25 protein-coding genes are annotated in these 23,312 nt (G+C 68.9%); 19 read left to right on the forward strand and 6 right to left on the reverse strand.

From position 1 onward, the window contains the following. The 7 genes from VKT83_17845 to VKT83_17875 all read left to right on the forward strand — a co-directional run. On the forward strand, window positions 1-104 hold a 104-nt coding region (locus VKT83_17845; protein HLY24332.1), incomplete at its 5' end, for an integrase core domain-containing protein. A gap of 105 nt (window positions 105-209) precedes the next feature. Beyond that, a complete protein-coding gene (locus VKT83_17850) occupies window positions 210-3,776 on the forward strand; it encodes a DNA polymerase III subunit alpha (GenBank protein ID HLY24333.1) in 3,567 nt (1,188 codons plus the stop codon). Then, the gene (locus tag VKT83_17855; GenBank protein HLY24334.1) at window positions 3,760-4,485 is read left to right on the forward strand and encodes a DUF881 domain-containing protein; all 726 of its coding nucleotides are present in this window, start codon (window positions 3,760-3,762) and stop codon (window positions 4,483-4,485) included. The genes VKT83_17850 and VKT83_17855 overlap by 17 nt, the downstream gene beginning before the upstream one ends. A gap of 6 nt (window positions 4,486-4,491) precedes the next feature. Beyond that, a complete protein-coding gene (locus VKT83_17860; GenBank protein HLY24335.1) occupies window positions 4,492-5,589 on the forward strand; it encodes a hypothetical protein in 1,098 nt (365 codons plus the stop codon). Between the two features lie 81 nt (window positions 5,590-5,670). Continuing rightward, window positions 5,671-5,937, forward strand: coding sequence for a ribbon-helix-helix domain-containing protein (locus VKT83_17865; GenBank protein ID HLY24336.1), 267 nt, complete (start codon window positions 5,671-5,673; stop codon window positions 5,935-5,937). Then, a complete protein-coding gene (locus VKT83_17870) occupies window positions 5,909-6,328 on the forward strand; it encodes a PIN domain-containing protein (protein ID HLY24337.1) in 420 nt (139 codons plus the stop codon). The genes VKT83_17865 and VKT83_17870 overlap by 29 nt, the downstream gene beginning before the upstream one ends. Before the next feature lie 14 nt (window positions 6,329-6,342). Next, window positions 6,343-6,861 (forward strand): hypothetical protein, encoded by a 519-nt coding sequence (locus tag VKT83_17875; GenBank protein ID HLY24338.1) that lies wholly within the window; start codon window positions 6,343-6,345, stop codon window positions 6,859-6,861. Here VKT83_17875 and VKT83_17880 read toward each other — a convergent pair. The 3 genes from VKT83_17880 to VKT83_17890 form a co-directional block, all read right to left on the reverse strand. Next, the gene (locus VKT83_17880) at window positions 6,821-7,279 is read right to left on the reverse strand and encodes a universal stress protein (GenBank protein HLY24339.1); all 459 of its coding nucleotides are present in this window, start codon (window positions 7,277-7,279) and stop codon (window positions 6,821-6,823) included. The two genes, VKT83_17875 and VKT83_17880, sit on opposite strands and share 41 nt — an antisense overlap. A gap of 130 nt (window positions 7,280-7,409) precedes the next feature. Continuing rightward, window positions 7,410-8,438, reverse strand: a complete 1,029-nt coding sequence (locus tag VKT83_17885) for a DUF2157 domain-containing protein (GenBank protein ID HLY24340.1) — start codon at window positions 8,436-8,438, stop codon at window positions 7,410-7,412. Between the two features lie 60 nt (window positions 8,439-8,498). Next, window positions 8,499-9,014 (reverse strand): hypothetical protein, encoded by a 516-nt coding sequence (locus tag VKT83_17890; GenBank protein ID HLY24341.1) that lies wholly within the window; start codon window positions 9,012-9,014, stop codon window positions 8,499-8,501. Between the two features lie 339 nt (window positions 9,015-9,353). Between VKT83_17890 and VKT83_17895 the strand changes: the two genes are divergently transcribed. From VKT83_17895 to VKT83_17920, 6 genes are read left to right on the forward strand one after another with little or no spacing between them, the layout of a single operon-like run. Further along, a complete protein-coding gene (locus VKT83_17895) occupies window positions 9,354-10,004 on the forward strand; it encodes a lysophospholipid acyltransferase family protein (GenBank protein HLY24342.1) in 651 nt (216 codons plus the stop codon). A gap of 16 nt (window positions 10,005-10,020) precedes the next feature. Further along, window positions 10,021-11,712, forward strand: a complete 1,692-nt coding sequence (locus tag VKT83_17900; GenBank protein ID HLY24343.1) for a long-chain fatty acid--CoA ligase — start codon at window positions 10,021-10,023, stop codon at window positions 11,710-11,712. A 3-nt stretch (window positions 11,713-11,715) separates the two neighbouring features. Then, window positions 11,716-12,963: an MFS transporter gene (locus VKT83_17905; protein HLY24344.1), complete on the forward strand. Its 1,248-nt coding sequence runs from the start codon at window positions 11,716-11,718 to the stop codon at window positions 12,961-12,963. A gap of 8 nt (window positions 12,964-12,971) precedes the next feature. Next, window positions 12,972-13,802: an alpha/beta hydrolase gene (locus VKT83_17910; GenBank protein ID HLY24345.1), complete on the forward strand. Its 831-nt coding sequence runs from the start codon at window positions 12,972-12,974 to the stop codon at window positions 13,800-13,802. A 13-nt stretch (window positions 13,803-13,815) separates the two neighbouring features. Next, window positions 13,816-15,069: a 1-acyl-sn-glycerol-3-phosphate acyltransferase gene (locus VKT83_17915; GenBank protein HLY24346.1), complete on the forward strand. Its 1,254-nt coding sequence runs from the start codon at window positions 13,816-13,818 to the stop codon at window positions 15,067-15,069. Continuing rightward, on the forward strand, window positions 15,066-15,914 hold the full coding sequence (locus tag VKT83_17920; protein HLY24347.1) for a YihY/virulence factor BrkB family protein: 849 nt from the start codon (window positions 15,066-15,068) through the stop codon (window positions 15,912-15,914). Before VKT83_17915 ends, VKT83_17920 begins: the two co-directional genes overlap by 4 nt. Here the strand turns inward: VKT83_17920 and VKT83_17925 are convergent. After that, a complete protein-coding gene (locus VKT83_17925) occupies window positions 15,844-16,524 on the reverse strand; it encodes a response regulator transcription factor (protein HLY24348.1) in 681 nt (226 codons plus the stop codon). The genes VKT83_17920 and VKT83_17925 overlap by 71 nt on opposite strands. Further along, complete coding sequence (locus VKT83_17930) at window positions 16,521-17,693, reverse strand: sensor histidine kinase (protein HLY24349.1); 1,173 nt, start codon at window positions 17,691-17,693, stop codon at window positions 16,521-16,523. The genes VKT83_17925 and VKT83_17930 overlap by 4 nt, the downstream gene beginning before the upstream one ends. A gap of 125 nt (window positions 17,694-17,818) precedes the next feature. Between VKT83_17930 and VKT83_17935 the strand changes: the two genes are divergently transcribed. Further along, on the forward strand, window positions 17,819-18,022 hold the full coding sequence (locus tag VKT83_17935; protein ID HLY24350.1) for a hypothetical protein: 204 nt from the start codon (window positions 17,819-17,821) through the stop codon (window positions 18,020-18,022). 65 nt (window positions 18,023-18,087) lie between these two features. Here the strand turns inward: VKT83_17935 and VKT83_17940 are convergent, their stop codons facing one another. Beyond that, window positions 18,088-19,473 carry a plastocyanin/azurin family copper-binding protein gene (locus VKT83_17940; GenBank protein ID HLY24351.1) on the reverse strand — a complete coding sequence of 462 codons (1,386 nt, stop codon included), beginning with the start codon at window positions 19,471-19,473 and terminating at the stop codon, window positions 18,088-18,090. Between the two features lie 278 nt (window positions 19,474-19,751). On the opposite strand from VKT83_17940, the gene VKT83_17945 reads away from it, so the two are divergent. The 5 genes from VKT83_17945 (at window position 19,752) to VKT83_17965 (ending at window position 23,122) form a co-directional block, all read left to right on the forward strand. Beyond that, window positions 19,752-20,825, forward strand: coding sequence for a sigma-70 family RNA polymerase sigma factor (locus tag VKT83_17945; protein ID HLY24352.1), 1,074 nt, complete (start codon window positions 19,752-19,754; stop codon window positions 20,823-20,825). Between the two features lie 138 nt (window positions 20,826-20,963). Then, window positions 20,964-21,353 carry a cupredoxin family copper-binding protein gene (locus VKT83_17950; GenBank protein ID HLY24353.1) on the forward strand — a complete coding sequence of 130 codons (390 nt, stop codon included), beginning with the start codon at window positions 20,964-20,966 and terminating at the stop codon, window positions 21,351-21,353. 45 nt (window positions 21,354-21,398) lie between these two features. Continuing rightward, window positions 21,399-21,974: a hypothetical protein gene (locus VKT83_17955; protein HLY24354.1), complete on the forward strand. Its 576-nt coding sequence runs from the start codon at window positions 21,399-21,401 to the stop codon at window positions 21,972-21,974. Window positions 21,975-21,978: 4 nt separating this feature from the next. Then, the gene (locus VKT83_17960; GenBank protein HLY24355.1) at window positions 21,979-22,746 is read left to right on the forward strand and encodes a hypothetical protein; all 768 of its coding nucleotides are present in this window, start codon (window positions 21,979-21,981) and stop codon (window positions 22,744-22,746) included. Window positions 22,747-22,921: 175 nt separating this feature from the next. Further along, window positions 22,922-23,122, forward strand: a complete 201-nt coding sequence (locus tag VKT83_17965; GenBank protein ID HLY24356.1) for a hypothetical protein — start codon at window positions 22,922-22,924, stop codon at window positions 23,120-23,122. Window positions 23,123-23,312: the final 190 nt, after the last annotated feature.

Consider the following 23,312-nt stretch of genomic DNA (forward strand, 5'->3'; position numbering starts at 1 on the left):
AGGAGACCTATAACAACGTCCGGCCGCACCAGGCGCTCGGCTACCTGACTCCGAACGAGTACATCCGCCGCTGGAAGGCGGCGCAGCCTGCCACACGCTCATGAGGAGGCAAAGTCTTTCGGATCTACTGGACCAGTACACCGCATTGAGGGGGGCGGACGGCTCTGTTAGAATGATGGGAACGGCCCCCATGCTCAAGGAGACTTCGCATGCCTGGTGAGTTCGTTCACTGCCACCTGCATACGGAGTACTCCCTCCTCGACGGCGAGAGCCGGATCGAGCCCCTGATGCGGCGGGCGGTGTCGCTCGGGATGCGGGCGATCTCGCTCACCGACCACGGCGCGATGTACGGGGCGATCGAGTTCTACGAGGCCGCCCGCGCGCACGGGATCAAGCCGATCATCGGCGTCGAAGCCTACGTGTCGCCGCGCGGCATGGCAGACCGCGATCCGAAGCTCGACGCCTCGGCGTTCCACCTCGTGCTGCTCGCCCGCAACGACGAGGGCTACCGCAACCTCCTCAAGCTCACGACCGCGGCGCACCTCGACGGCTTCTACTACAAGCCGCGGATCGACCGCGCGCTGCTGGCGCGGCACAGCGGCGGCCTGATCGGGCTGTCGGCCTGCCTGCAGGGCGAGATCCCGCGGGCAATTCTGCGCGAGGATCCGGCCGCGGCGCGCAAGCTCGCAGGCTCCTACCGGGAGATCTTCGGCCCGGGGCACTTCTACCTCGAGCTGCAGAATCACGGCATCGCGGAGCAGCAGACGCTGACCCGAGGGCTCGTCGCGCTCGCAAAGGATACCGGCCTGCCGCTCGTCGCGACGAACGACGTGCACTACGTCACGCGCGACGAGGCCGACGCCCAGGACGCTCTAATGTGCATCCAGATGGGCATCGACCTGGCCCAGAAGGACAAGCCGCGGATGGGCGACGTGCCGGAGTTCTACCTGAAGAGCCCCGACGAGATGGCGGCGCGCTTTGCGGACTTCCCGGAGGCGCTCCGCAGCACTCTCGCCATCGCGGAGATGTGCGACCTCGAGATCGAGACGGGGACGACCCGGCTGCCGCACTTTCCGCTGCCGGAGGGCGAGACCGCCGATACGTACCTCCGCAGGCTGTGCGAGACCGGCCTCCGCCGCATCTACGGCGGCGTCACGCCCGCGCTCGAGGAACGCCTGGCCTACGAGCTGGGCGTCATCGCCAAGACGGGGTACGCCGCGTACTTCCTGATCGTCCAGGACTTCGTCAACTTCGCGCGCGGCCGCGGCATCTACACCACCGTGCGCGGCTCCGCGGCCGGCAGCCTCGTGCTGTACGCCTGCGGCGTCACCGACGTCGACCCGATCGCGTACCGGCTGCCGTTCGACCGCTTCCTGAACCTCGAGCGCTACACGATGCCGGACATCGACGTGGACTTCATGGACAGCCGGCGCGACGAGGTCATCAAGTACGTCGTCGACAAATACGGCGACGACCGGGTGGCGCAGATCATCACCTTCGGCACGCTCGGCGCGCGCGCCGCGATCCGCGACCTCGGCCGCGTGATGGGCCTGCCGTACGGCGACGTGGACCGCATCGCGAAGCTCGTGCCCGGCGCGAACGTCTCGCTGCAGGAGGCGCTCGCCGCCGAGCCGGAGCTGCGCGCCGCCGTCGACGGCAGCCCCCAGATCCGGCAGCTCATGGACATGGCCCAGAAGCTGGAGGGCGTCGCGCGCCACGCCAGCACTCACGCCGCGGGCGTGATCATCTCCCGCGATCCGCTGACGGACCACGTGCCGCTGCAGCGGGCGACCAAAGGCGACCTGCTGATGACGCAGTACGACATGAACAGCGTCGCCCGGCTCGGCCTGCTGAAGATCGACTTCCTCGGCCTCACCAACCTCACGATTCTCGACGCGGCGATCGGCCTCATCCGCGGGACGCGCGGCGAGGAGATCGACCTGCAGCGGCTGCCGCTCGACGACAAACCGACGTACGCGCTGCTCGCGTCCGGCGAGACGACCGGCATCTTCCAGTTGGAGGGCCGCGGGATGACGCGCTACCTCCGGGAGCTGAAGCCGGACCGCATCGAAGACGTCATGGCCATGGTCGCGCTGTTCCGGCCGGGCCCGATGGCCAACATACCGTCGTACATCCGGCGCAAGCACGGCCAGGAAAAGGTCACCTACCTGCATCCGCGGCTCGAGCCGGTGCTCAAAGAGACGTACGGCGTGATGGTGTACCAGGAAGACATCATGACGGTCGCGCAGGCGATCGCGGGTTACACGCTTGCCGAGGCCGACGTGCTCTGCTACGCGATCCGGAAGAAGATCAAGGACCGCCTCCTCGCGCAGCGCGAGAAGTTCGTCGCCGGCGCACGGGCGAACGGGGTGGACGCCCGGACCGTCGACCAAATCTTCGAGCAGTTCGAGCCGTTCGCGCGCTACGGATTCAACCGCGCCCATGCGGCGTGCTACGGCCTGATCGCGTACTACACCGCGTACCTCAAGGCGCACTACGCCGCCGAGTACATGACGGCGCTGCTCTCGAGCGACGTCGGGAACATGGACAGGGTGGCGCAGGCGGTCGCGGAGTGCGCGCGGATGGACCTGAACGTCTTGCCGCCCGACGTCAACGAGAGCGCCGCCTCGTTTACCACGGACGGCAAGGTGATCCGGTTCGGCCTCACCGCCGTGCGCAACGTCGGGGTCGGGGCGATCGACGTCGTCATCGCCGCGCGCGAAGCCGGCGGGCCGTTTGCGAGCCTCGCGGACTTCTGCGGCCGGGTGGACACGCGCCTCGTCAACCAGCGTGTCATCGCGAGCCTGATCAAGGCCGGCGCGTTCGACCGGCTGGGGTCGCGCGCCCAGATGCTGCAGACGCTCGACGCCGTGCTGGAGCGGGCGCAGCGGAGCCAGCGCGCCCGCAACGAGGCGCAGACCGGATTGTTCGGCGATCTCGCCGCTCCCGAGCCGGCCGCGGCCGGTCCCGGCGAGGGGGACACCGCGGTCCAGGAGTTTTCGAAAGAAGAGCTGCTGACGATGGAGCGGGAGATGCTCGGCCTCTATATCTCCGACCACCCGCTCCGCCGCTGGGGACCGGCGCTGGCGAAGCGGGCCACGGCGACGATCGCGCAGTTGGCGGACCTGCCCGACCGCAAGAAGGTCACGATCGGCGGGCTCATCGGCACGGTGAAGCGCAGCATGACCCGCTCCGGCTCGACGATGGCGTTCGTGACCCTCGAGGATCTTACCGGCAGCATCGAGGTGCTCGTCTTTCCGCGTGCCTACGAGCAGCACGGGCTGTCCCTCAAGCGCGACGCCGTCGTGCTGCTGCGCGGCACGCTCGACGTCGAAGAGCAGTCGGTCAAGCTGCTGTGCGACGAGGTGATCGCGCTGCCGCCGGCCCCTCCCGAGGATCCGGCCTCTCTTGCGGTGGAGGAGGCGGTCGCGGACGGCGTGATCGCCGGCGCGGCCGCCGCGGGCGCGGTGAACGGCGGCGCGGCGCGCAACGGCCACGGCGCGAACGGCGCGCGTCCGCCCGCGGCCCAGACCGCCGGCGGCAACGGCCGGGCCGGCGCGCGTCCCGCCCTGCGCGTGCGCGTCAGCACGATCGAGGAGGTCGAGCAGCTGGAGCGCTACTTGAAAGAGCACCCGGGCCCCCGGCGCGTGTGCGCGCACGTCGTCAGCGGCGACGGCGAACACGTCATTCAGGCGCGGTCGGGGGCGCACGACATCGAGGAGCTGCTGCAGTCGCTCGAGCAGCTATTCGGCGAAGGGAATGTCTGGGAAGAATAACGCCGCATCGCTGCGGGTCGTCCTGGCCGTGCTGCTCATGGCGCTGGGATTCCTGGTCGTCGTGCAGGTGCGGGCGAGCCGCGGCCTCTCGGGCCAGGAAGACGTGCCCACCCGCAATGTCTACGCCCTGGCCACGATGCTGCGGCAGGAGCGTGCCGCCCGCCATGCGCTCGAAGCGCAGGTGGCCGATCTGACGCGCCGCCTGTCCGATTTCGAGCGGACGACCGCGGAGCGCCGCAGCAGCACCGAGGCGATGGTCCGCGAGCTCGAGACGCTCCGCATCGCAGCGGGCCTCGTGCCGCTCACGGGACCGGGCGTGAGCGTGATCGTCGACGCCACCCAGGCGCCGGTGGTCGGCCACGCGCCGCCCGCGGTGCAGTACGTGGACCTCGCCAGCATCGTCAACGAGCTCTGGGCCGCCGGCGCCGAGGCGATCGCCGTGAGCGGCGTCCGCATCACCGCCACGACCGGATACAGCGAGGTCGGCGGAACGATCCTCGCCGACCGCCGGCGGCTGGCGCCGCCGTACACGATCGAGGCAATCGGAGATTCCGCGACGCTGCAGGGCGCCCTGCAGATCCGCGGCGGCGTGATCGAGGGACTGCGGACGCTCGGCCTGCAGATCACGATCGCGCCCAAGACGAGCCTGTCCCTTCCCGCCGTGCAGGCCGTTCCGACGCTGCGCCTGGCCCGTCCCGCGTCGCACTAGTCCCCGGTGAACCGCGACCCTGATGTCGTCATCGCCGGCGCGTCCTTCGCCGGCTTGGCCGCGGCCCGCGCGCTGGGGAGCCGCGCGGTGCTGGTGGACCCGGACGCGGTGGGCGATGGCCAGACCTCGGCGTGCGGCGCCCCGGTGCGGGTGATCGAGGCGCTGGCCGCGGCGGCTTCCATCCAGGAAATCCACCACGATCTGGTCATCCATACGCCCGGGCGCGAAGTGCGCTGGCGACTTCCGGAGCCGTTCTGCACGTTCGATTACCGCGCGTGCTGCCGGGCGGCGTTCGAGACCTCGGGCGCCGGATTCATTCGCGCGGCCGCGCACGGGCACCGCGGGGCGGTGGCGCTGACGTCGGCGGGAGAGATCCCGGCGGGCGCGCTCGTGGATGCGACGGGGTGGCGGACCGCGCTGGCGGGCTCCGCGGGATCGGCGTCCGGAACGGCGGCGTCGCCGGCGGCGCCGACCCGCGGCGGGCGCTATTTCGGACTTGAAGCCGAGGTCGCGGCGCCGTTTGAGACGGGGCTGCATTTTTACTTCTGGCCGGAGTTCGCGCCCGACGGGTACGCGTGGGCCTTCCCCGCGGGCCGCGTCGCGCGTGTCGGCGTCCTGAGCTATCGCGGGCGCAGCGGCCTCGGACCGCATCTGGACGCCTTTCGCCGCCGTCTCGCGCTGCCTCCCGGGCCCCGGCACGGGGGCTTCCTGGGCACCCGCCTCGGACCGCCGGTCATCGACGGGGTGTTCGTCGCCGGTGACGCTGCGGGGCAGTGCCTGCCGTTTACCGGCGAAGGGATCCGCTCGGCGGTTTGGGCCGGGCACGTCTGCGGCGGGTTGGTGCGCCGTCAGCTCGACGGCGAGCTGTCCGCGACCGCGGCCGCCGTCCAATACGCCGCGTACGTCGAACGCCAGCGGCGCCGCTATCGTGTGCTCGAGTGGTCCACGCTCGCGGCGCTCAGGCTGCCGGCGCGCATGCTCGGCGTGCTGGCGGCCGTGGTGTCGCGGCCGGGCCCGCTCGGCGCCTTCATGCGGCACTATCTCGCGATGTTTGCCGCTGAGGACAGCACGGACCGTCGGGACCGTAGTCCGATCAACGCGTAGGCGGTTCCGGATATCTAGTGGTACTTGACAACTCTTATGCGATGCCGACATAATGTCTGTAAATGACATCATGGTGGTATCATGAGGCGGACGCAGATTCAACTCACGGAGCGTCAGACCGAGCATCTACGGAGACTATCCGCGGAGCTCGGAGTCTCGATGTCGACGCTCGTCAGACAGGCCGTTGATCTGTTGCTGCAGTCCGGCGGGCAGGCCGATCGCGAAGCGTTGTGGCGGCGGGCGATGACGGCGGCAGGCCGCTTCAACTCCGGCCTGACCGATGTAAGTGAAAAGCATGACGAATACCTTACCGACGCCTATGACGACCCCCACCGCCGTCTTCGTTGATACCTCGGCTCTCTACGCGTTTCTGGACGCGGACGATAGATACCACGCGCGTGCCGCGAGGATATGGGATCATCTCCATCGCGCGCACGGCGCGTTGATGTCCCATAACTACGTAATTGTTGAAACCGCTGCGATCGTCCAGCGCCGCCTGGGGCCGGCCGCTGTTCAGGCGCTCGCGCGTGACGTTCTTCCACTTCTTGACGTGGCCTGGATCGACGAAGCGCTTCACTCGGCCGCGGTGACGGCCTTGCTCGCGTCTGAACGGCAGGACATCAGCCTGGTCGACTGGGCGAGCTTCGAATTGATGAGGCGCAGGGATATCAGGGACGCGATGACCTTCGACAAGCACTTCGTCGATCAGGGGTTTCGCGTGTTGTCCGACGCTCCGTAGCCCCGCGATAACCGGTGCCGGTTTCCCTCTCCGGGCTCGCCGCGTACCTGCTGCTCTGGGCCGGCGCCACGAGCGGCGTCGCGACGTCGTCCGACCGCGTACGCCGCCGCGCGGGATGGCTGGGCGGACCCGCGCATGAGACTCTGTCGCTGGCCGGGCTCGGGGTCGCGCTGCTCCACACCACGCAGAGCATTCTCGCTCCCCAGGGCGCGCAGCTCGGCCTACTGGTGTTCGCCGGACCGGCGACCGCGACCGCGTGGGGGCTGGGCGCGGGGGTGCTCGCGCTCTATCTCACCGCGGCGGCGACCGCCTCCTTTTACCTGCGCCGGTATCTCGGCGGATGGTGGCGCGGCGTGCACGCGCTCGCGTACGCCGCGTACGGGGCCGCGCTCTGGCACGCGCTCGCGATCGGCGCGAACGCCTGGCTGCCGCCGCTGCGGTGGCTGTACGGCGGCTCGCTGGGCGTGCTCCTGGCGCTGACCGTGCTCCGGCTCAGCGCGCCCGGCCTCGGCCGGAGCCGCGCACCGTCATGACGGGGACCCGGGCGTGCCGGACCACGTACTCCGCGACGCTGCCGATAAACAAGTGCGCCACGCCGCGGCGGCCGTGCGTGCCCATCACGATGAGGTCCGCTTCGGTCTCGTCGGCCGCCGCGAGAATCTCGTCGCGCGCGTGCCCGGTCCGCACCAGCGCGCGCCGCACGGCCGGCGTCTTCTCGGCGAGCCCGTCGAGCGTAGCGCGGGCCTGCTCGCGAATCCGCCGCACCACCGCGGCCGAGACCGGCGTGGGGACGACCGCCGGACCGGCGGGAATCCACTGGAATTCGAGGTCCACGACGTGCAGCAGCACGATGCGCGCGCCGAGCGCCTGAGCGAGATCGGCTCCCCAGCGCAGCGCGGCGTTCGCCGGGCTCGAAAAATCGGTCGGCACGAGGATCGTTTGAATGGGCATGGATTCCCGTTCGTCGCCGGTTTCCACGGCGCCTGTGGACGCCGGCTTTGATTCCATGGTTGCCGGCGGCATCGTTCGCCGGCGGGGCAGGGCCGCTCGGCAAAGACAATTCGCCGCATCCCCGGCGTTCTCAGTGCGAGACCCGCCGCAACGTCCAGCGAACGTTCGATTCGATCTGTTCGTGATGGCGCTGATAGAGCACGCCGCCGTAAATGATCGCGAGCCCAAGGACGGTCAGCGCGAACGGGAACATCACGGAGTCCTTGAACACGACGTAGGCGAGGCGGCCGAGGTAGATGTATACTCCGATCGCGCCGAAGACGAGAAACACGCGCCGCTGCAGCAGCACCGCGGCGAACATCAGCGCCAGATTGACCAGTCCATACGCCGCCCATGACGATTCGCTGCTCATCAGCACCGTGAGCCCGCCCTCGAACGAGAGCAGGCCAAAGAGGTAGCCCCAGCGGGCGTAGTCGTCTGCGGTTCTTCGGTCGACGAGGATCGAGAGAGCCAGCATCACCAAGCCGGCGCCGACCGACACCCACAGCCGCGCGCGCCAGTCACCGTCCCACCCGATGGCCGGGTGCCCGAGAAGCAGCGGAGCCAGATCCATCGACATGTACCAGAAGGCAAACGCGAGGGGGAACGTGAGGAACGGGAACCGCACGAACCGAAGGGCCACGAGGCCCGCCGCAATCGTGCCGGCCTCCATCAGGAACCAGCTGCCCCTGATCCACATGTGATACCCGGCGTAGGCTCCGGGGTCTCCCTGAGGCCAGATGCCCGTGGTTCGTTCGAGTCCGTAAATCGCAAGCGGCACCATCGAGACCGCGAGCGTCACGAGCAGCCCGCCGGGCACCTGGTAAGTCTCGTCCTGCCACAGCCGCTGCCCGATCAGGGCCATGCAGGCGGCGTAGACCGTCGCGATGACCAAGATGCCGGGGCCGCCGAACCGCTCCCACGCCGTCGTCATGAACCACCCCATCGCGGCCATCACGACCAAGGCGCCCAGGTAGTACGCGACGTTGGGCACGTCGAAACGCGTGAATCCCGCGCGGCGTCCGTCGAGTGTGGTCCACATGAGCTCCGCCTGTTGGTCGGACAGCCCGCATTCCCCGGCGGCCTCAAGAAACCCGCGCTTACGGATCGTCGTGGACATGCGATCCACCTCCCGCTGCACCTACATCAATCATGGGGCCCCATGACGTGGACACCCGACCTACTTCGGGACGGCAATCGTGATGTTTTGCCGGCAGGCCGACGACTCGACCGCGATGCCCTGCTCCCGGAGGCCGCCGAGGATGCCGTTGAGCGTCGCGTCGCACATGGCGGGGCTGGGAAACGGCCCCATGACCTGCATGAGGCCTCTGCCTTCGAAGATCCGCATTTTTGTCGTGATGACCGTCCAGTAGCCGCCGGGCTTTTGAGCCGTCACCGGGCCGGTTGGAGCGGGCGTGCGCGCACGAAGTTCTTCTTCGACCGCCGTAAGCCGGACACCGTACGCGGCCAGTTCTCCCCGGAACTCATTGACCTGACGTTGGATCGCCTCCAAGTCCGCCGTGGTCACCTGATCTCCCGTGGCCTGAGCGGGATTCGGCTGCGCGCGGACGTTCTGTGCGAGCACGCCGACGACGAGCGACACTGTCACAGCGAGCAGGCCGACGACGGCAAGACGCAGCCGCCGTTTCAACCCGGACACCCGTTCCCGAAGGATTTCAGGCGTCTGCGGATCCACGTGAACCACCTCCAATCTGTCGGTTGACCGGCCCTACCGAAAGACGACCGATACCGCGTAGCGAGCCGCGATGAACGTTCCAGCGACGCACATCAGCGTGATCGCGATGCGTAGAACCGCATCCAGCGCCCGTGCCAGGCCTCGGATGTCCATCGGTCACTCCTCCCGCTGACCGTCCTCGGTATGCACCGTAGCAGCCCGGCCGGGAACGGGCATCGGCCTTTGGGCCCACGTAGCGCCACTGGGTCTTTCGGCCGATGTTCGCGGCCGGCGGGTGCGATAGCGTCGGGGTAGGCGATTCCGGGGACGATGGGATGCCGGGAAAGCGGGGGATGAGCGATGGACGACTACGCGGCGCTTCGCTGGGCCTTTAGGGGGATCCTCACGCTCGGCTTCGGTCTACAGGTAACGGGTGAGCAGCACATCCCCCCAAGCGGCCCCGTGATCCTGGCCGCCAATCACGGAAGTCAGATCGACCCCGTGGTGGTGGCGGCGGCCGTGCCGCGGCGGTGCACGTTCCTGGCCGCGGCCGAGTTGTTGACGATGCCGGTCCTGGGAGCGCTCATCCGGCCATTCCGGCCCGTCCCGATCAACCGCGGACGATTCGACCGCGGCGCTATCCAGGAGTGCCTGGCGCGCCTCGGGCGCGGCGAGGCGCTCGTGATCTTCCCGGAAGGGAAGATCAGCACCGACGGTTGCCTCCAGCCCGCCCACGACGGTCTCGCGTTCCTCGCCGCGCGGGCCCGCGTGCCGATTGTTCCGATCGGGATCGCCGGAACCTACGAGGTATGGCCGCTCGGAACGAGAATGCCCCGCCGAGGGAGGATCATCGTCCGCGCCGGGGCGCCCTTCGTACCGCTCGGAGCGCCGACCAGACGCGACCAATCGGCGCTGACCGCGCGCGTGATGCAGGCGATCAGAGCCTTGTCGGGCTGTGCCGCGACGGCCTCGGAGGACGACGAGATAACCGGTTTGCGTGCCGCGAGTTGATCAAGGGGGGATACTCGTGGACCGGCCGTGGCTCCGCAACTACGACGCAGGGGTTCCCGCAACACTCTCGTATCCGAGCATGCCGCTCTTCGGACTGCTTGAGGAGAGCGCCCGGAGGTTCCCAAACCGCCCCGCGGTTATCCTGGCCGGTCCCAAGTTTTCGGCCACCCTGACGTACCGCCGCCTCGACGGGCTCGCCAACCGCTTCGCCAACGTGTTGATTGCGCAGGGCGTCCGGCCGGGCGATCGGATCGCGCTGCACCTCCCGAACCTGCCCCAGTTCGTTGTGTGTTTCTACGGCGCCCTCAAGGCCGGAGCGGCGGTGGTGCCCCTCAACCCGCTCTACACGGTCCGCGAGCTCACGCGAGCGTTCAAGAACGCGGAGCCGAGAGTGGTCGTCACCCTCTCCCGGTCGGCGCCGCAGGTCACTGTAGCGCTCGCGGAGTCGCACGGTGTATCGGTGATCGTGAGTGAACCGTACGATTTCTTTCCGTGGCTGTGGAGGTTGATCGCCGGACTGCGCATGCGCGGACAAGGCGGACCGGCGGCCGGCCCCGGACTCACCGCGCTGCTCCGGCGGGCCTCGCCCGGCGCGGCAAACGTGCCCGTCGACACGAACCACCTCGCGGTGCTGCAGTACACCGGCGGGACGACGGGTATTCCCAAGGGCGCGATGCTGAGCCACCGGAACCTCGTGGCGAACTGCATGCAGATGCGGCATTGGCTCAGCGACATGCGGGAGGGCCAAGAACGGTTCCTCGCAGTCGTGCCCTTCTTCCACGTGTACGGGCTCACCGTCGCGCTCAACACTCCGATCGCCGTCGGGGCGAGCGTGATCTGCGTGCTGATGGCCATGTTCGACACGCGGCTCGTGGCGGAGGCGATCGCCCGGTTCCGGCCCACCATTTTTCCCGGAGCCCCCGCGGTGTATCTTGCCATCAACCAGCTGAAGGACGTCCGGCGGTACAACCTGTCCTCCGTCAAGGTCTGCGTGAGCGGCTCGGCGAGCCTGCCCCGGGAGGTACAGGCCGAGTTCGAGCAGCTCACCGGGGCAACGGTCGTGGAAGGGTACGGCCTCACCGAAGCCTCGCCGGGCACCCACACGAATCCGGTCCACGGCATGCGCAAGACGGGCAGCATCGGCCTGCCGATGCCCGACACCGACGTCCGAATCGTGGACCAGGACGGCGGGGTGGGCGACGTGGCGCCCGGCGACGCGGGAGAATTGATCGTCCGCGGGCCACAGGTGATGCAGGGCTACTGGCGCGCGCCCGAGGAGACGGCCGCGACGCTCCGGGACGGATGGCTCTACACGGGGGACATCGCCCGGATGGACGACGACGGGTACTTCTACATCGTTGATCGCAAGAAGGACCTGGTGATCATCGGGGGCCTGAAAGTGTACCCCCGAGAGATCGAAGAGGTGCTGCACGAGCACCCCAAGGTGCGCGAGGCGGTGGTCGTCGGCGTCCCGCACCGGGTCCGGGGAGAACAACTCGTCGCCCAGGTGGTCCTCAAGGACGGTTCCGCCGGCGACGCGCGCGCGGTTCGCCGCGAGATTATCGAGTTCTGCCGGTCGCGGCTCGCCTCGTACAAAGTTCCCCGGCGCGTGCGGGTCGTCGACGCGCTGCCCAAATCCCCCATCGGGAAAGTCCTCCGGCGCGACATCCGCGACGCGGAGGCCGCGCGGACCGGCGAAGAGGACTAGCCGATGGATCAGACGCCGGCGAGGCCCCTCTCTCTCGCGCAGCTCATCTGGCTGGCCGTATTTTGGTTTGGCGTCAGCTTCACCTGGGGCGCGCTCCTCACCGTGGTGGTCCCGTCGGAGGTGCTCCGGTTCGTCCCCGAAGCGCAGAAAGGGCTCTACCTCGGGCTCCTCTTCGCGGGCGGCGCCGTGATCGCCATGGTGGTGTCTCCCGTCGCGGGCGCGTTGAGCGATCGCTCGACGCTGCCGTTCGGCCGCCGCCGGCCGTTCGTCGTGGCCGGCGCGCTGCTCGCCGTACCCGGACTGCTCGGCATGCGGTACGCGCCGACCTACACGACGTTTGCGGCGGCCCTGCTCTGGGTGCAGTTGACGGTCAACGTGGCCGCGAGCGCCTTCAACGGGCTGATTCCCGACAAAATTCCTGCCGGCCAGCGCGGCGCGATGTCGGGGGTCATGGGCGGTATGATGATGGGAGGGACGATCGCCGCCGCCCTGCTGTCGGGACGCCTCGTCGGGCAGGGCGTGACCGGCGCCATCTACTGGATCATCGCCGCCGTGCTGCTCGCCTGCATGACGGTCGTCGTCTGGAAGGTCCGGGAGACTCCGCTGCGGGACGCCCCGCCGTTTGCGCTGCCGGCCTTCCTCCGGTCGTTCTGGGTCGACCCACGCCGCTATCCGGACTTCGCCTGGTTATTCGCGACGCGGGGGCTGGTCATGCTGGGGTTTTACACGATCATCACCTTCCTCCAGTTCTTCATTCACGATACGCTGCATCTCTCCAGGCCGGAGGCGGCGCAGGCCACCGGGACAATCAGCGCCGTCGTGATCGCCGCCGGCGCGCTCGTTGCGATGGCGGCCGGGCCGGCGTCGGATCTGATAGGGCGCAAAGGCATCGTCTCGACCGCGGGAATGTTCCTGGCCTTCACCGGTGTGGGCCTGCTCTTTCAGCCGTCCTTTCACGCCCTTCTTTGGATCGGCGTGCTGTTCGGCATCGGCTACGGAGCGTACGCCAGCGTGGACTGGGCGCTCGCGATCGACGTCCTCCCCTCGGGCCAATCGGCCGCGAAGGATCTTGGGATCTGGGCCATCGCGAACACGCTGCCGCAGGTGCTCGCGCCCGTCATCGGAGGGCCGCTCCTCGATGTTTTCAACCGGACGGCCCCAAACGCCGGGTACTCGGTCATCTTTTCGCTGGCGATCGTCGAGGTGGCGCTTGGCTCGGTCTTCATTTGGAAGATCAAGGGCACTCGATAACCGCGTCCATGCGGCCGCTGTTCGCCACCATTCTTCGCGGCCGCTGGGGCAGATGGTTCAGCCGCGAACCCGCGATTCCCGACCCTCGGCTGCGCGCGGTCACCTTTCCGAGCGCCGACGGGGTCAGGCTGGCCGGTTGGTACGGCGAGCTGTCCAGGACGGCCGCGACGATCATCCTCTGCCACGGTGCGCCGGGCGACAAACGCGACATGGCGGGCCTCGCCGGCGCCCTGATGGATGCCGGGTTCGATGTCCTGGCGTTCGATTTCCGCGGTTGGGGTGAGAGCGGCCGAACCCGCGTCACTCTCGGGCACCGGGAAGTCCAGGACGTGTTAGGTGCCGTCGAGTTCGTACGCACCCGGCGGGCCGGCCGGCGACACCCTATCGGGATCGTCGGTCTTTCGATGGGCGCGGCGGCGGCGATCATCGCCGCCGCCCAGACTCCCGCGATCGATGTGGTCGTCGCCGACAGCAGTTATGCCAGGCTCGATCAGAGCGTTGAGCGCATCGCGCGCCGCGTCTGGAGCCCGTTCGACCTACCCGCGGCACGACGGGCCCGTCGGCTCGGCGAACACCTCATCGGAGCGCCGCTGGCGTCCGTCGCGCCCGTCGAGGCCGTCGCCAGGATCAGTCCGCGTCCGGTTCTGATCATCCATGGGCGGCGGGATAGGCTGACCGACGTCGCGGATGCGCACGCCCTCTACCGCGCGTGCGGCGATCCGAAGGCTCTGTGGATCGTCGAGCGCGCCGGGCATGCGCGGACGCGCCGCGTCGGGACCCGGGAGTACGATCGGCGCGTCATCGGGTTCTTCAACACATACGTCGCGGCGATGACGTGAGGGGGGAAGCGTCGTGCGGCAGCCGCCGTCGATCACGGGGTTTCGGCCGGCCAGACCCAGCCGGATCTTCATCAGGCTGATGCGGTTGGTGAACCGGTTCTACGCGATGCCGCGGGCGCGTGTCTCGTGCGAGGTTCGAGAGACGAGCACGCTCCGGCGCCTCCCGCCGGGTGTTCTGATCACGCCCAACCACTCCGACTTCGCCGATGCCATGGTGGTGACGGAGCTGATGCGCCGGACCGGCCGGTTTGCGACGTTCATGGCGACCCGCGAGAACTTCGACGTTAACCAAGGCCTGAACGGCCTCGTCATGCAGTGGATGGGCGGGTTTTCCGTCAACCGCGGCGGGGAGAACGCGAAGTGCCAGCAATTTGCGAAAGACATCCTCAAGCGGAGGCGCTACGACCTGCTCGTCTTCCCCGAGGGCGAAGTCTATCTGCTGAACGACCTGGTGATGCCGTTCAAGCCGGGCGTCGCGATGCTCGCGCTCGACGTCGCGAGCGAGAACCGCAGGGAGGGACATTCGGCGCGCCCCATCGTGATCGTCCCCGTTGCGATCAAGTACCGTTATCTGGGCGACGTCACGCCCGCGTTGGACCGCATGGCGGCGGATCTCGAAGCGGCGTACTTCGGAGAGCGGCGTACGGGTCCGCTCTACGACCGTATCTACGCGATCGGGGTCGAGCTGCTCGGTCGCAAAGAGGAGGAGTGGGGCCTCCGCGCCGACCCGGCGTGGACCGTGTACGATCGCGTCCATCGCATCCAAAAATTTCTCCTCGAAAGCCTGGAGCGCCGGTATCTCGGCCGGGTGCGGGACGAGTTCCCGTTCGACCGGGCCCGCCGGCTGATGCTCCACTTGCTCGAAGCGGTGGACGCCCTGCGTGTGCAGCCTGACCTCTCCGAGGCGGAGCGGGCGGCGCGCACCGCGGACCTCCGGCGAGACCTCGAGCGGGCGGAGGCCGCGGCCCGTTCAGTGTCCTTTGCCGACGATTACGTGCTCAACCGTCCGACGCCGGAACGCATGGCGGAGACGTTGACGAAGCTCGAACGGGAGATCCGCGGCCGCTACGTTGAGCTCCCCAAGGTCAGGCGATCGGCAATCGTCACGGTCGGCGAGCCGATCGACGTGCGCGGGTACCTCGCCGCGTACGACGCGCGGGGCACCCGCAAGGAGACGGTCCTGCGGCTCACGCGCGACCTGCAAACGGGCATCCAAACCATGATCGACGCGGCCAACGCCGCCGGCGATCCACGCGTCCGGGCATGACGCTTGCGGGCGCGGGCGGAGGGCGGTGGGCCGGAGGCTTTCTCGACCGGCTGGTGCAGCATCAACTCGCCGAGCAGGCGACGATCATCGCGTTCAACATCATCTATGCGATGTTTCCCCTCGCGCTCTCACTTACGGCAATCGGAGGGTTTGTCTACCGGGGCGGCCCCGCGCGGGCGGGGCTCCTCCACGCGATCCACGCCGCGTTTCCCGCGGAGGTCGCCCGGGAGATGACCGACGTGATCAACACCGCCGGGAGCCACTCGGGGCTCCTCGGCCTGATCGGGTTCCTCGCGCTGTTCTGGGCCGGCTCGAATCTGTTCACCGCGATCGAAACGAGCTTCGGCCGGATCTTCGAGGTGCCGCCGCGCGGGGTCGTGCATCAGCGCCTGGTCGCCTTCCTCATGATCCTGGCGTTTTCGATGTTGCTCGTTTTGTCCGTGGCTGCCTCGAATATCGCCCTGCTCATGAACGCGCGCCACGCCCCCGTGCCCGGGTGGGGGCGAATCCTCGGGCTGGTCGGCGGCTGGGCGTTCGCCGTGTTGACGCCGCTCCTACTCTATTGGATGGTGCCGAACGTCCGGCTGCCCTTTCGCGCGCTCTGGCCGGGCGCGGTGTCCGCGGGGACGGCCCTCCAACTCATCACGCTGGTGTTCCCGCTCTACATCCGGTATCTCGCCGGGGTGAACCGGTTCGGCGACGCGTTCAGCCTGACGTTCCTTCTGATGACGTGGTCCTACCTGGTGGCATTCGCCCTGCTGGCCGGGGCAGAGGTCAATGCACTTCGCCTCGCCGCCCAAGCCCCAATCGCGAGGCCAGCACCGCGGCCTCCGTCCGGTGGTTGAGCTGCAGCTTGGACAGGATGCTGCTGATGTGGTGCTTGACCGTCTTCTCTGCGATCGAGAGGCGCCCGGCGATGTCCTGATTGCGGAGGCCCTCCGCCAGCAGGTCCAGGACCTCGCGCTCGCGGGCCGTCAGTTCGGAGAAACGCTCTGCGCCGCGTTGCTCCGGCACCGACAGACGGCCGAACTCACTGATCACCCGCCCGACCAGTCCGGGATGCAGGATCCCCTCGCCGTCGCGGACCGCGCGCACGCCTCGCAGGATCTCGTCCGGGCTCGCGTCCTTCAACAAATAGCCTCGGGCGCCCGCCTGCAGCGCGTGAAACACGCGGTCGTCGTCGGTGTAGATCGTGAGGATGATGACTTTGACGTGGGGGGCCCGCCCGGCGAGCTCGCGGGTCGCGGCGATGCCGTCCAAACGCGGCATGCCGATGTCCATCAAGACGACGTCGGCCTGCCGCGCCATCGCGAGTTCCACGGCTTCGCGACCGTCGGCGGCTTCGCCGACGATCTCGATATCCTCGGCCATTGCCAGCAGATTGGCGAGGGCATGCCGCAGGACGCCCTCGTCATCGGCGACGAGTAAACGGACCTTCGGAGGGACGCGGCTCACGATGTCCACTCGGGCGGCCGCGAGGCACCGCGCAGCGGGAGCGTGAAGGCGATCGTGGTGCCGCCCGAGGGGCTCGAGGAGATGGTTAGCGCGCCGCCGAGCTCGGCGGCCCGCTCGCGCATGTGCTCGAACCCAAACCCGCTTCGATGCCCGTCGCGGCCGGCGTCGAAACCGACGCCGTCGTCTTTGACGCTGCACGTCACGGTTTCCCCCGAACGGCCGAGGGTCACCACCACGTGGCCGGCGCGGGCGTGCCGCCCGATGTTCGTGAGCGCCTCCTGCAGGATCCGCCGGAAGGCAAACTCCGACGCGGGGGAGAGCGGAATCTCGGTGTCAGGGCTGTGGATCTCGGTGGTGATGTCCGTGCGGGTCGACAGCGCGGCGAGGTGCTGTCGCGCGGCGGCCACCGCGTCGCCCGCCGACGGCCCCGGCGGCCGGAGCCCGAGGACCAGGAGGCGTATCTCGTCGAGTCCCTGCCGGAGGAGGTGCTTGAGATCGGGCAGGAGCGCGGCGGCGCGCTGGGGATCCGTGGGCAGCAGCCGTTCGACCAGTTCTACCGACTGCGTCCCCGCGGCCAAGATATGGCCCACGCCGTCGTGGACCTCCCGCGCGAGCCGCCGGCGTTCTTCTTCGAGCAGAAGCCGCTCGCGGAGATCCGCCACTTCCCGTCCTCGTGCGGCCTCCCTCCACGCCACCCAGCCCGCGCCTACGCCGGCGACCAGCATGAAAAACAGACGGTACCCGACCTCCCACATCGTCTGGAAGGTCGCCGGCCGGGTCGCGACCACATAACCGAGGGTGATCCATCCGCTCAGCGCCACCACGAGCCACAGATCGAGGGTCACGGCGGCTTCGCCGAACACAAAGAAGTAGGCCAAGTAGAAGTCGGACCGCAGGCCTCCGAGCATCCCGATCGCCACGCCGACGATCGCGGCATCGATGAAGACAAACGCGTACTCGGCCCACGCCGGCACCTCGCGCCGCAGCACGATGGCGGTGCGGACGACGAGGTACAGCGCCGAAGCGGCGGCGAGCTGATAGAGATAGAACGGCCAGGGGCCGAGCAGCATCCGCCAAAGGGCAAGACCGCCGAGGAACACCCAGTCCAGGAGAGTGACGGCCCGTTGTCGGTGCGTCCAAATCCCCGCCGGCGACGCCTGCCCACGCATTGGAGCGCCAGTTTCGACGGCCCGGCTCGTCCCTCCCGTGGGCCTTTCGACCGATGCGCATCGGCGCGCAGCCGCCTATTGTCGCAGATAGATCAGCGTGGAACGTCGGGCCTGGGGGAGCGCACATGCTGTCGGTTGAGCGGGTGGACCGGGAGCCGTCCGTTCTGGTCGGCGTCCTGTGGCTGGCAAGCCTCCTCGTGCTTCACTTCGCCCTCGGCCATATGCCCTGGGTGTGGGAACGTTGGTTTGCATGGTGGGGCGGCCCGCCGGACGCGTCCGGCCCGTGGGCGGCGTGCCCGTACCCATTCTGCGGCAAATGGATGCCCTGAGGAGCGGCCGGCGTAGGACAACGTGAGGCGCGGGAATGGGCCCGCCGGCCGCTCCGCGTACGCTTCTAGCGCGTCACCACCACCGTCGCGCGCATGAACGGATGGTCGTCGCACTGATAGACGTACGTCCCGGGCTTGCTCATCGTCACCGTCATGCTGCTTCCCGGCACCACCTGGCCCGAGTCCCAGAGCTTGCCGTGCGTGGTCTGCGCCGTCGCGGTATGCGGCACCGGATCGTCGTTGATCCATGTGACCGCGTGTCCCGCGGCGACGGTGACCTTGTCCGTGCCGAAGGCAAAACTGCGAACGTGGATCTGGACGTCGCCGGGCCGGGGCGCCGGGGCGGGCCGGAGCGGCCGCGCCGCGAACCCGCCGGCCGCGGCGGCCATCGCGGGCGCATAACTTGCCATCGCGCCCGATCCCCGCTGCAGTGAGACCTTACGGGGCTCGCTTCCGACCTTCAGCGTCGCGACGACGCTCTGCGAAGCCAGGTCGACGACGGAGACCGTGTTGTCGCCCTCGTTCGTAACGTAGGCGAGCGTCCCGTCCGATGTCAGCCCGACCCAGTGCGGGTACCGGCCGACGGCGACCTCCTTCACGACCCGGCGCGACGCGACGTCGATGACCGCCACCCGTCCCGCGCCCTGCACGGCCACGAGCGCGTGGGCGCGGTCCGGCGTGAAGGCGATCTGGTGCGGGATCGGCCCGACCGGGATCTCCGCCACGACCGCGTTGGTTGCGGTATCCATGACCTCGACGCCCGCGCTGTTGGCCGTAGTGAAGTACAGGGACTTCCCGTCCGGACTGACGGTCAACCCGCGCGGCGTTTGGCTCAGCGGCACCTGGGCCGTCACCTTCCGGCCGGCGACGTCGAGCACCACAATCGCGTTGTGGTCGGGCACGTCCTGAGCGCCCACGTACGCGGTTGCGCCGTCGGGCGACAGCGCGACGCCGTGCGCTTTGGCCACGGAGAACTGCGCCGTCACCGTGAGCGTCTCCGTGTCAATGACGTCGACCTTGTCGATCCCGAACACCGCGGCCAGCAGCGTGCGCCCATCACGCGACAGCGCCATCCCTTCCGGGAACGCCCCGAGATCGAGCGTCTTAATGACCGCGTCGGTGGTGGCGTCGATGACGCTGACCGCGGTCGCGTCCTCGCTGGAGACGTAGACGCGGCTGCCGTCGGGCGAGACGATGACGGCCTCCGGGCCGGCCGGCACCTTGATGGTGCTCATGAGGCGGCCCGATCCGGTGTCGAGCACTCCGATGGCGTCGTCGCCGTACAGCCCGATGTACGCTTTGGGGGCCACGGCCGCCGCCGTCGCCCGCGGACCGGCCGGGCCGCCCGAGACGATGCACATTGCCAGGGTAAGCACCGCCCCGAGCGCCCGCGCGCTGTAGCGGTGCTTGAAGAGCCAGTGGCCGGCCGATAATGCCCATCCGAGCAGCATAGATGTCCTCCCGGTTCGTAGTGTGAATCCCGGCTGAAGCGCGGCCGGCCCGCTCCGGGGGAGTGGGGGAAGGGGCGAGAGGGCCGCCGCGGCCTCGGCCGGGTCCACCCGCTAATACACCGGCGGGTCCGACGAGATGTCGCGGCGCGCCTTCGTTACAACAACGCGACAATTGCCGCCGACACGTCCGACCGGTCGGCGGACCACATCCAAACGGGGAGGGGCGGTGTAGTATAGTCGGAGGCGATCCTGATGAGTTCAATCCGAGGCAGTTTCTGATGCGGTCCCGCGGTTATCCGAGTTGGACCTGGCGCCGCGACGTCCGCGCCGTCCCCGACGCGCGCGACACCGGCGACGAGGAGTTGATGGCGCAGCTCGCGGCGGGCCGGCAGGACGCGCTTGGCCCTCTCTACAGCCGCTACGCCTCGCGGCTGTTCTCGCTCGCCGCGCAGTCCCTCGACCGCGCCACCGCGGAGGAAATCGTGCAGGAAGTCTTCCTTCAAGTGTGGCGCAGGTCCGCGACGTTCGCCCCGGACCGCGGCACCTTTCGAGCCTGGGTCTTTCAAATCGCCCACCACCGGATTCTGAACGAGCTCCGCCGGCGCAGCCGTCAGCCCCAACTGGAGGAAGATCCCGAGGGCCTCCGGCTCGCCGCGGCCCCCGATCCCATGCCGGGTCCCGACGAGATCCTCGCGTCCGAAGCGCAGCGCGCCGAGGTGCGCGAGGCGCTGGCGGCGCTCCCGGAGGCGCAGCGCCGGGCGGTGGAAATGGCGTTCGTCGAGGGACTGACGCACGAACAGGTGGCGAAGAGCCTCGAACTGCCGCTCGGCACGACGAAGACGCGCATCCGCGCCGGTCTGCAGCGGCTTCGGGCCGGATTGGCTCCCGCCGTCGCCGTGCTGCTCGTCGCCGCCGGCATCGGCGCGATCGTAGGCATTCGCAACGACGAGGCCTCTCGGGCGCTCGACGGACGCGCGCTCGCCCTGCTCACGTCAAGCGAGACGGTGGCAGTTCGGTTGAACGCCGCGCCGGGAATTCCGCCGGAGACACATGCCGTGTACCGCGGACACACGGAGGCGACGATTGCCGTGCTCACCCTCGAGAAATTCCCGCCGGCGTCGGCGGGTGGGACGTACCAGGCGTGGGTCCGTCACGGAGGGACCTGGACGTCGTTGGGTACGGTCCGGCCCGACGCGCAGGGCGGCGCCCGGTTGATCGTGGAGGGCCCGGCGGTGGACCGCCTGCCCGATGCGATCGAGATCACGCGTGAGCCGGCACGCGGGAGTCCGAGCCCGCACGGCCCGGTGATCGTGAGCGGTCAACCGGGTTCGCCGGGCACGCAGTACCGCTAGCAATAGAAGCGCGGGGTGACGAGGGGACGGCCGGCTGCCGCGGCCGTCCCTTTCGCTATTCGCGGCGCCCGCGGGGTCAATCCGGCCGCCGCCCCGCGGTGTATTCACGGGTGCACGGCACTTCAGACGAGGTGGGTCATGGCAAATACGGTGAGGGTCTGTGGGCGATTGGGAGTGCGCGCCGGCGCGATCGTGGCTGCGGGATTGCTGCTGCTGTCGGCGGTCGTGGGCGTGACCGCTGATTCTCCGCGCGTCGCCGACGCGGCCGCGGGCGCCCGCCCGGTCCAGATCCAGATGAAGAACTTCGCGTTTGACCCGCCGGCGATCGCCATCAAGGCCGGGCAAACACTAACCTGGACGAACGACGATGTCGTGCCGCACACCGCGACCGCGGATGGAAAAACGTGGGACTCCGGACAAATGGCGCCGGGACGCAGCTATACCGTGACGGTGACGAAGCCGGGCACGTACGAGTACACGTGCTCCAACCACCCGTTCATGCACGCGAAGGTCATCGTCACGAATTAGCGGCGTCCGCGCGGCAAGACGACCACGGCGAAGGAGAGGGACAGCATGCGACACGTTATGACGGCACTTGTCATCGCGCTGATGTGCGCGCCGGGGAGCCGCGCCTTGGCCGCGGCAACACCCTCGGTCCCGGTGGTCGGGGTGGTTGATTTCTACGCCGCGACATCACTGGGATCGTTCGAAGGCGGCTCGCTCGAGCGGTTCGCCGCCGACGATCTCAGCGGTCAGCTCGTTCGTGCCGGCGGGGGTCAGATGGCCGTGGCGCCCCGCCGCAGCGTACGGCAGGCGGAGGCGTCACTCGGGTGGCGGACCGACGACGCGCTGCGGTTTGACCGGCTGCGGGCCCTTGCGCGCGCGACCGGCGCCGATCAGCTGGTCGTCGGCTGGATCACGCTGCTGACGGTCGACGGCGGCGGCAGCGACGAGGGCGGCCCGCCCGCGGCCGAAGCGTCCGTTGTCGTGCAGGTGTTTGACGCCGCATCCGGGCAGATCGTGACCTCCGTTTCCGCGAAGGCGTCGACGCTCTTGGGCACCCGCACCGTGATGGCGGAGCGGACGCTTCATGCTGCCCTCTCGCCGACCGTGGCGGCGCTTCTCGTGACGCTCGCGCGAGTACCCTGAGCGCATGAAATGGTGCCGGCTCGCGGGCGTCACGGCGTTCATCTCCGCCGTGCTCGCCGGGGTATGCTGGGGCGGGGCGGCTCCCATCGCCGCGCCGGCCGGCTGGGCCGTCCTCGTCGAATATAATTCGTACGGCGGCCGCTACGACGATTTGCCGGTCGGTTACGTCAACTCCGCGCGCGTCCTGACCGCCCTGATCAGCCGGGGATGGCCGCCGGACCATATTCTTCTTGTCCGAGATTCCCCGGATCGCGCCGCGGTGCGCCGCGCAACCGAGTGGCTGGCCGCGCGCGCCCGATCGGAAGACACCGCGCTGCTGTATGTCGCGGGCGAGTACCAGTTCTTCGAGAGGGACCTGGAGTGGGGCGCGACGCTTCCACCGCTGTGGCGGCGGATCGAGACGCCGCACAGGGTCCTGATCGTCGAAACCTGCTTCGCTGGACGGCTGACCGCGGCGGTCGGCGGAATCCCCGGGCTCGGGTTGCCGGCGGTCGGCCGCGAGGAATTGGACTGGTGGGGTCTCCGCGGCACCGACCGGCTGATCCAGGGCGGCAGCTTCACCTACTTCCTGGCCCGCGCGCTGGAATCGCAGCCCGCCGGCGCATCGGTGGATTTCGCCGCGGCATTTGTCACGGCTGTCGCCGGCGCCCAGGAATACTTCCAGACCGTGATCGCGACGACGCCCCGCGCCCTGGCGTCCTTCCACGCGAGAAACAGCTATCCCGAACACCTGACGACGTTCCCAAACCCTCGCCTGACACAGGCACCCTAGAACGCTCCGAACTTCCGCAACAACGATTAGCGCCGCGTGCCTATCGGCGCGCCTCGCCGCCGCGCCGGTTACGAACCTGTGACGGCGTTCCGCGCATCCGCGCAATCCGCGCCCCGTGTTCCAGTGTATTAGGGTGCGAAAGATGCAATCCACTTCACGAAAGGAGGAACCAACAATGCGGTACACGCTGGCGATTCTGGCTCTGGGACTCGGGCTCTCCGCGGTGATGCCTGCGGCGTTTGCGGGCGAGCGGGACGTTCAGGATCTGTCCACCCCGGTCGTGACCGCGCAGGTCGGGCCGGGCGATACCGGCACGATTGCCGGTCCCACGATGAATCAGAACCAGTTCGACGACAAGGGCCACGATCGGAACTAGGCAAAGCGGCAGGCACTGGGCACGGTGGTCGACCGCGCAGAGACGTCCTGCGCGGTCATTCCATTTCCGACGCTTCGGTGAGAACCTTGCGGCGCGCCAACTCGGTCACGCGACCGGGGCCACGCAGGCGGCGTAACCATCTGGTGCCGGAGGAGGGACTCCCGAGTTTTCCCCTCGTCGTCTGCGCCAT

The sequence above is a fragment of the bacterium genome (genome assembly GCA_035308905.1).
Lineage (GTDB): Bacteria > Sysuimicrobiota > Sysuimicrobiia > Sysuimicrobiales > Segetimicrobiaceae > DASSJF01.

Bases quoted from the DNA above. Each gene is read 5' to 3' on its own strand.
- VKT83_17885 (HLY24340.1), bottom strand. From the start codon at position 8,438: ATGTCCACGACGATCCGTAAGCGCGGGTTTCTTGAGGCCGCCGGGGAA.
- VKT83_17955 (HLY24354.1), top strand. From the start codon at position 21,399: ATGCGACACGTTATGACGGCACTTGTCATCGCGCTGATGTGCGCGCCG.
- VKT83_17945 (HLY24352.1), top strand. From the start codon at position 19,752: ATGCGGTCCCGCGGTTATCCGAGTTGGACCTGGCGCCGCGACGTCCGC.
- VKT83_17865 (HLY24336.1), top strand. From the start codon at position 5,671: ATGAGGCGGACGCAGATTCAACTCACGGAGCGTCAGACCGAGCATCTA.
- VKT83_17910 (HLY24345.1), top strand. From the start codon at position 12,972: ATGCGGCCGCTGTTCGCCACCATTCTTCGCGGCCGCTGGGGCAGATGG.
- VKT83_17960 (HLY24355.1), top strand. From the start codon at position 21,979: ATGAAATGGTGCCGGCTCGCGGGCGTCACGGCGTTCATCTCCGCCGTG.
- VKT83_17940 (HLY24351.1), bottom strand. From the start codon at position 19,473: ATGCTGCTCGGATGGGCATTATCGGCCGGCCACTGGCTCTTCAAGCAC.
- VKT83_17905 (HLY24344.1), top strand. From the start codon at position 11,716: ATGGATCAGACGCCGGCGAGGCCCCTCTCTCTCGCGCAGCTCATCTGG.
- VKT83_17880 (HLY24339.1), bottom strand. From the start codon at position 7,279: ATGCCCATTCAAACGATCCTCGTGCCGACCGATTTTTCGAGCCCGGCG.
- VKT83_17965 (HLY24356.1), top strand. From the start codon at position 22,922: ATGCGGTACACGCTGGCGATTCTGGCTCTGGGACTCGGGCTCTCCGCG.
- VKT83_17950 (HLY24353.1), top strand. From the start codon at position 20,964: ATGGCAAATACGGTGAGGGTCTGTGGGCGATTGGGAGTGCGCGCCGGC.
- VKT83_17855 (HLY24334.1), top strand. From the start codon at position 3,760: ATGTCTGGGAAGAATAACGCCGCATCGCTGCGGGTCGTCCTGGCCGTG.
- VKT83_17935 (HLY24350.1), top strand. From the start codon at position 17,819: ATGCTGTCGGTTGAGCGGGTGGACCGGGAGCCGTCCGTTCTGGTCGGC.
- VKT83_17895 (HLY24342.1), top strand. From the start codon at position 9,354: ATGGACGACTACGCGGCGCTTCGCTGGGCCTTTAGGGGGATCCTCACG.
- VKT83_17850 (HLY24333.1), top strand. From the start codon at position 210: ATGCCTGGTGAGTTCGTTCACTGCCACCTGCATACGGAGTACTCCCTC.
- VKT83_17930 (HLY24349.1), bottom strand. From the start codon at position 17,693: ATGCGTGGGCAGGCGTCGCCGGCGGGGATTTGGACGCACCGACAACGG.
- VKT83_17870 (HLY24337.1), top strand. From the start codon at position 5,909: ATGACGACCCCCACCGCCGTCTTCGTTGATACCTCGGCTCTCTACGCG.
- VKT83_17920 (HLY24347.1), top strand. From the start codon at position 15,066: ATGACGCTTGCGGGCGCGGGCGGAGGGCGGTGGGCCGGAGGCTTTCTC.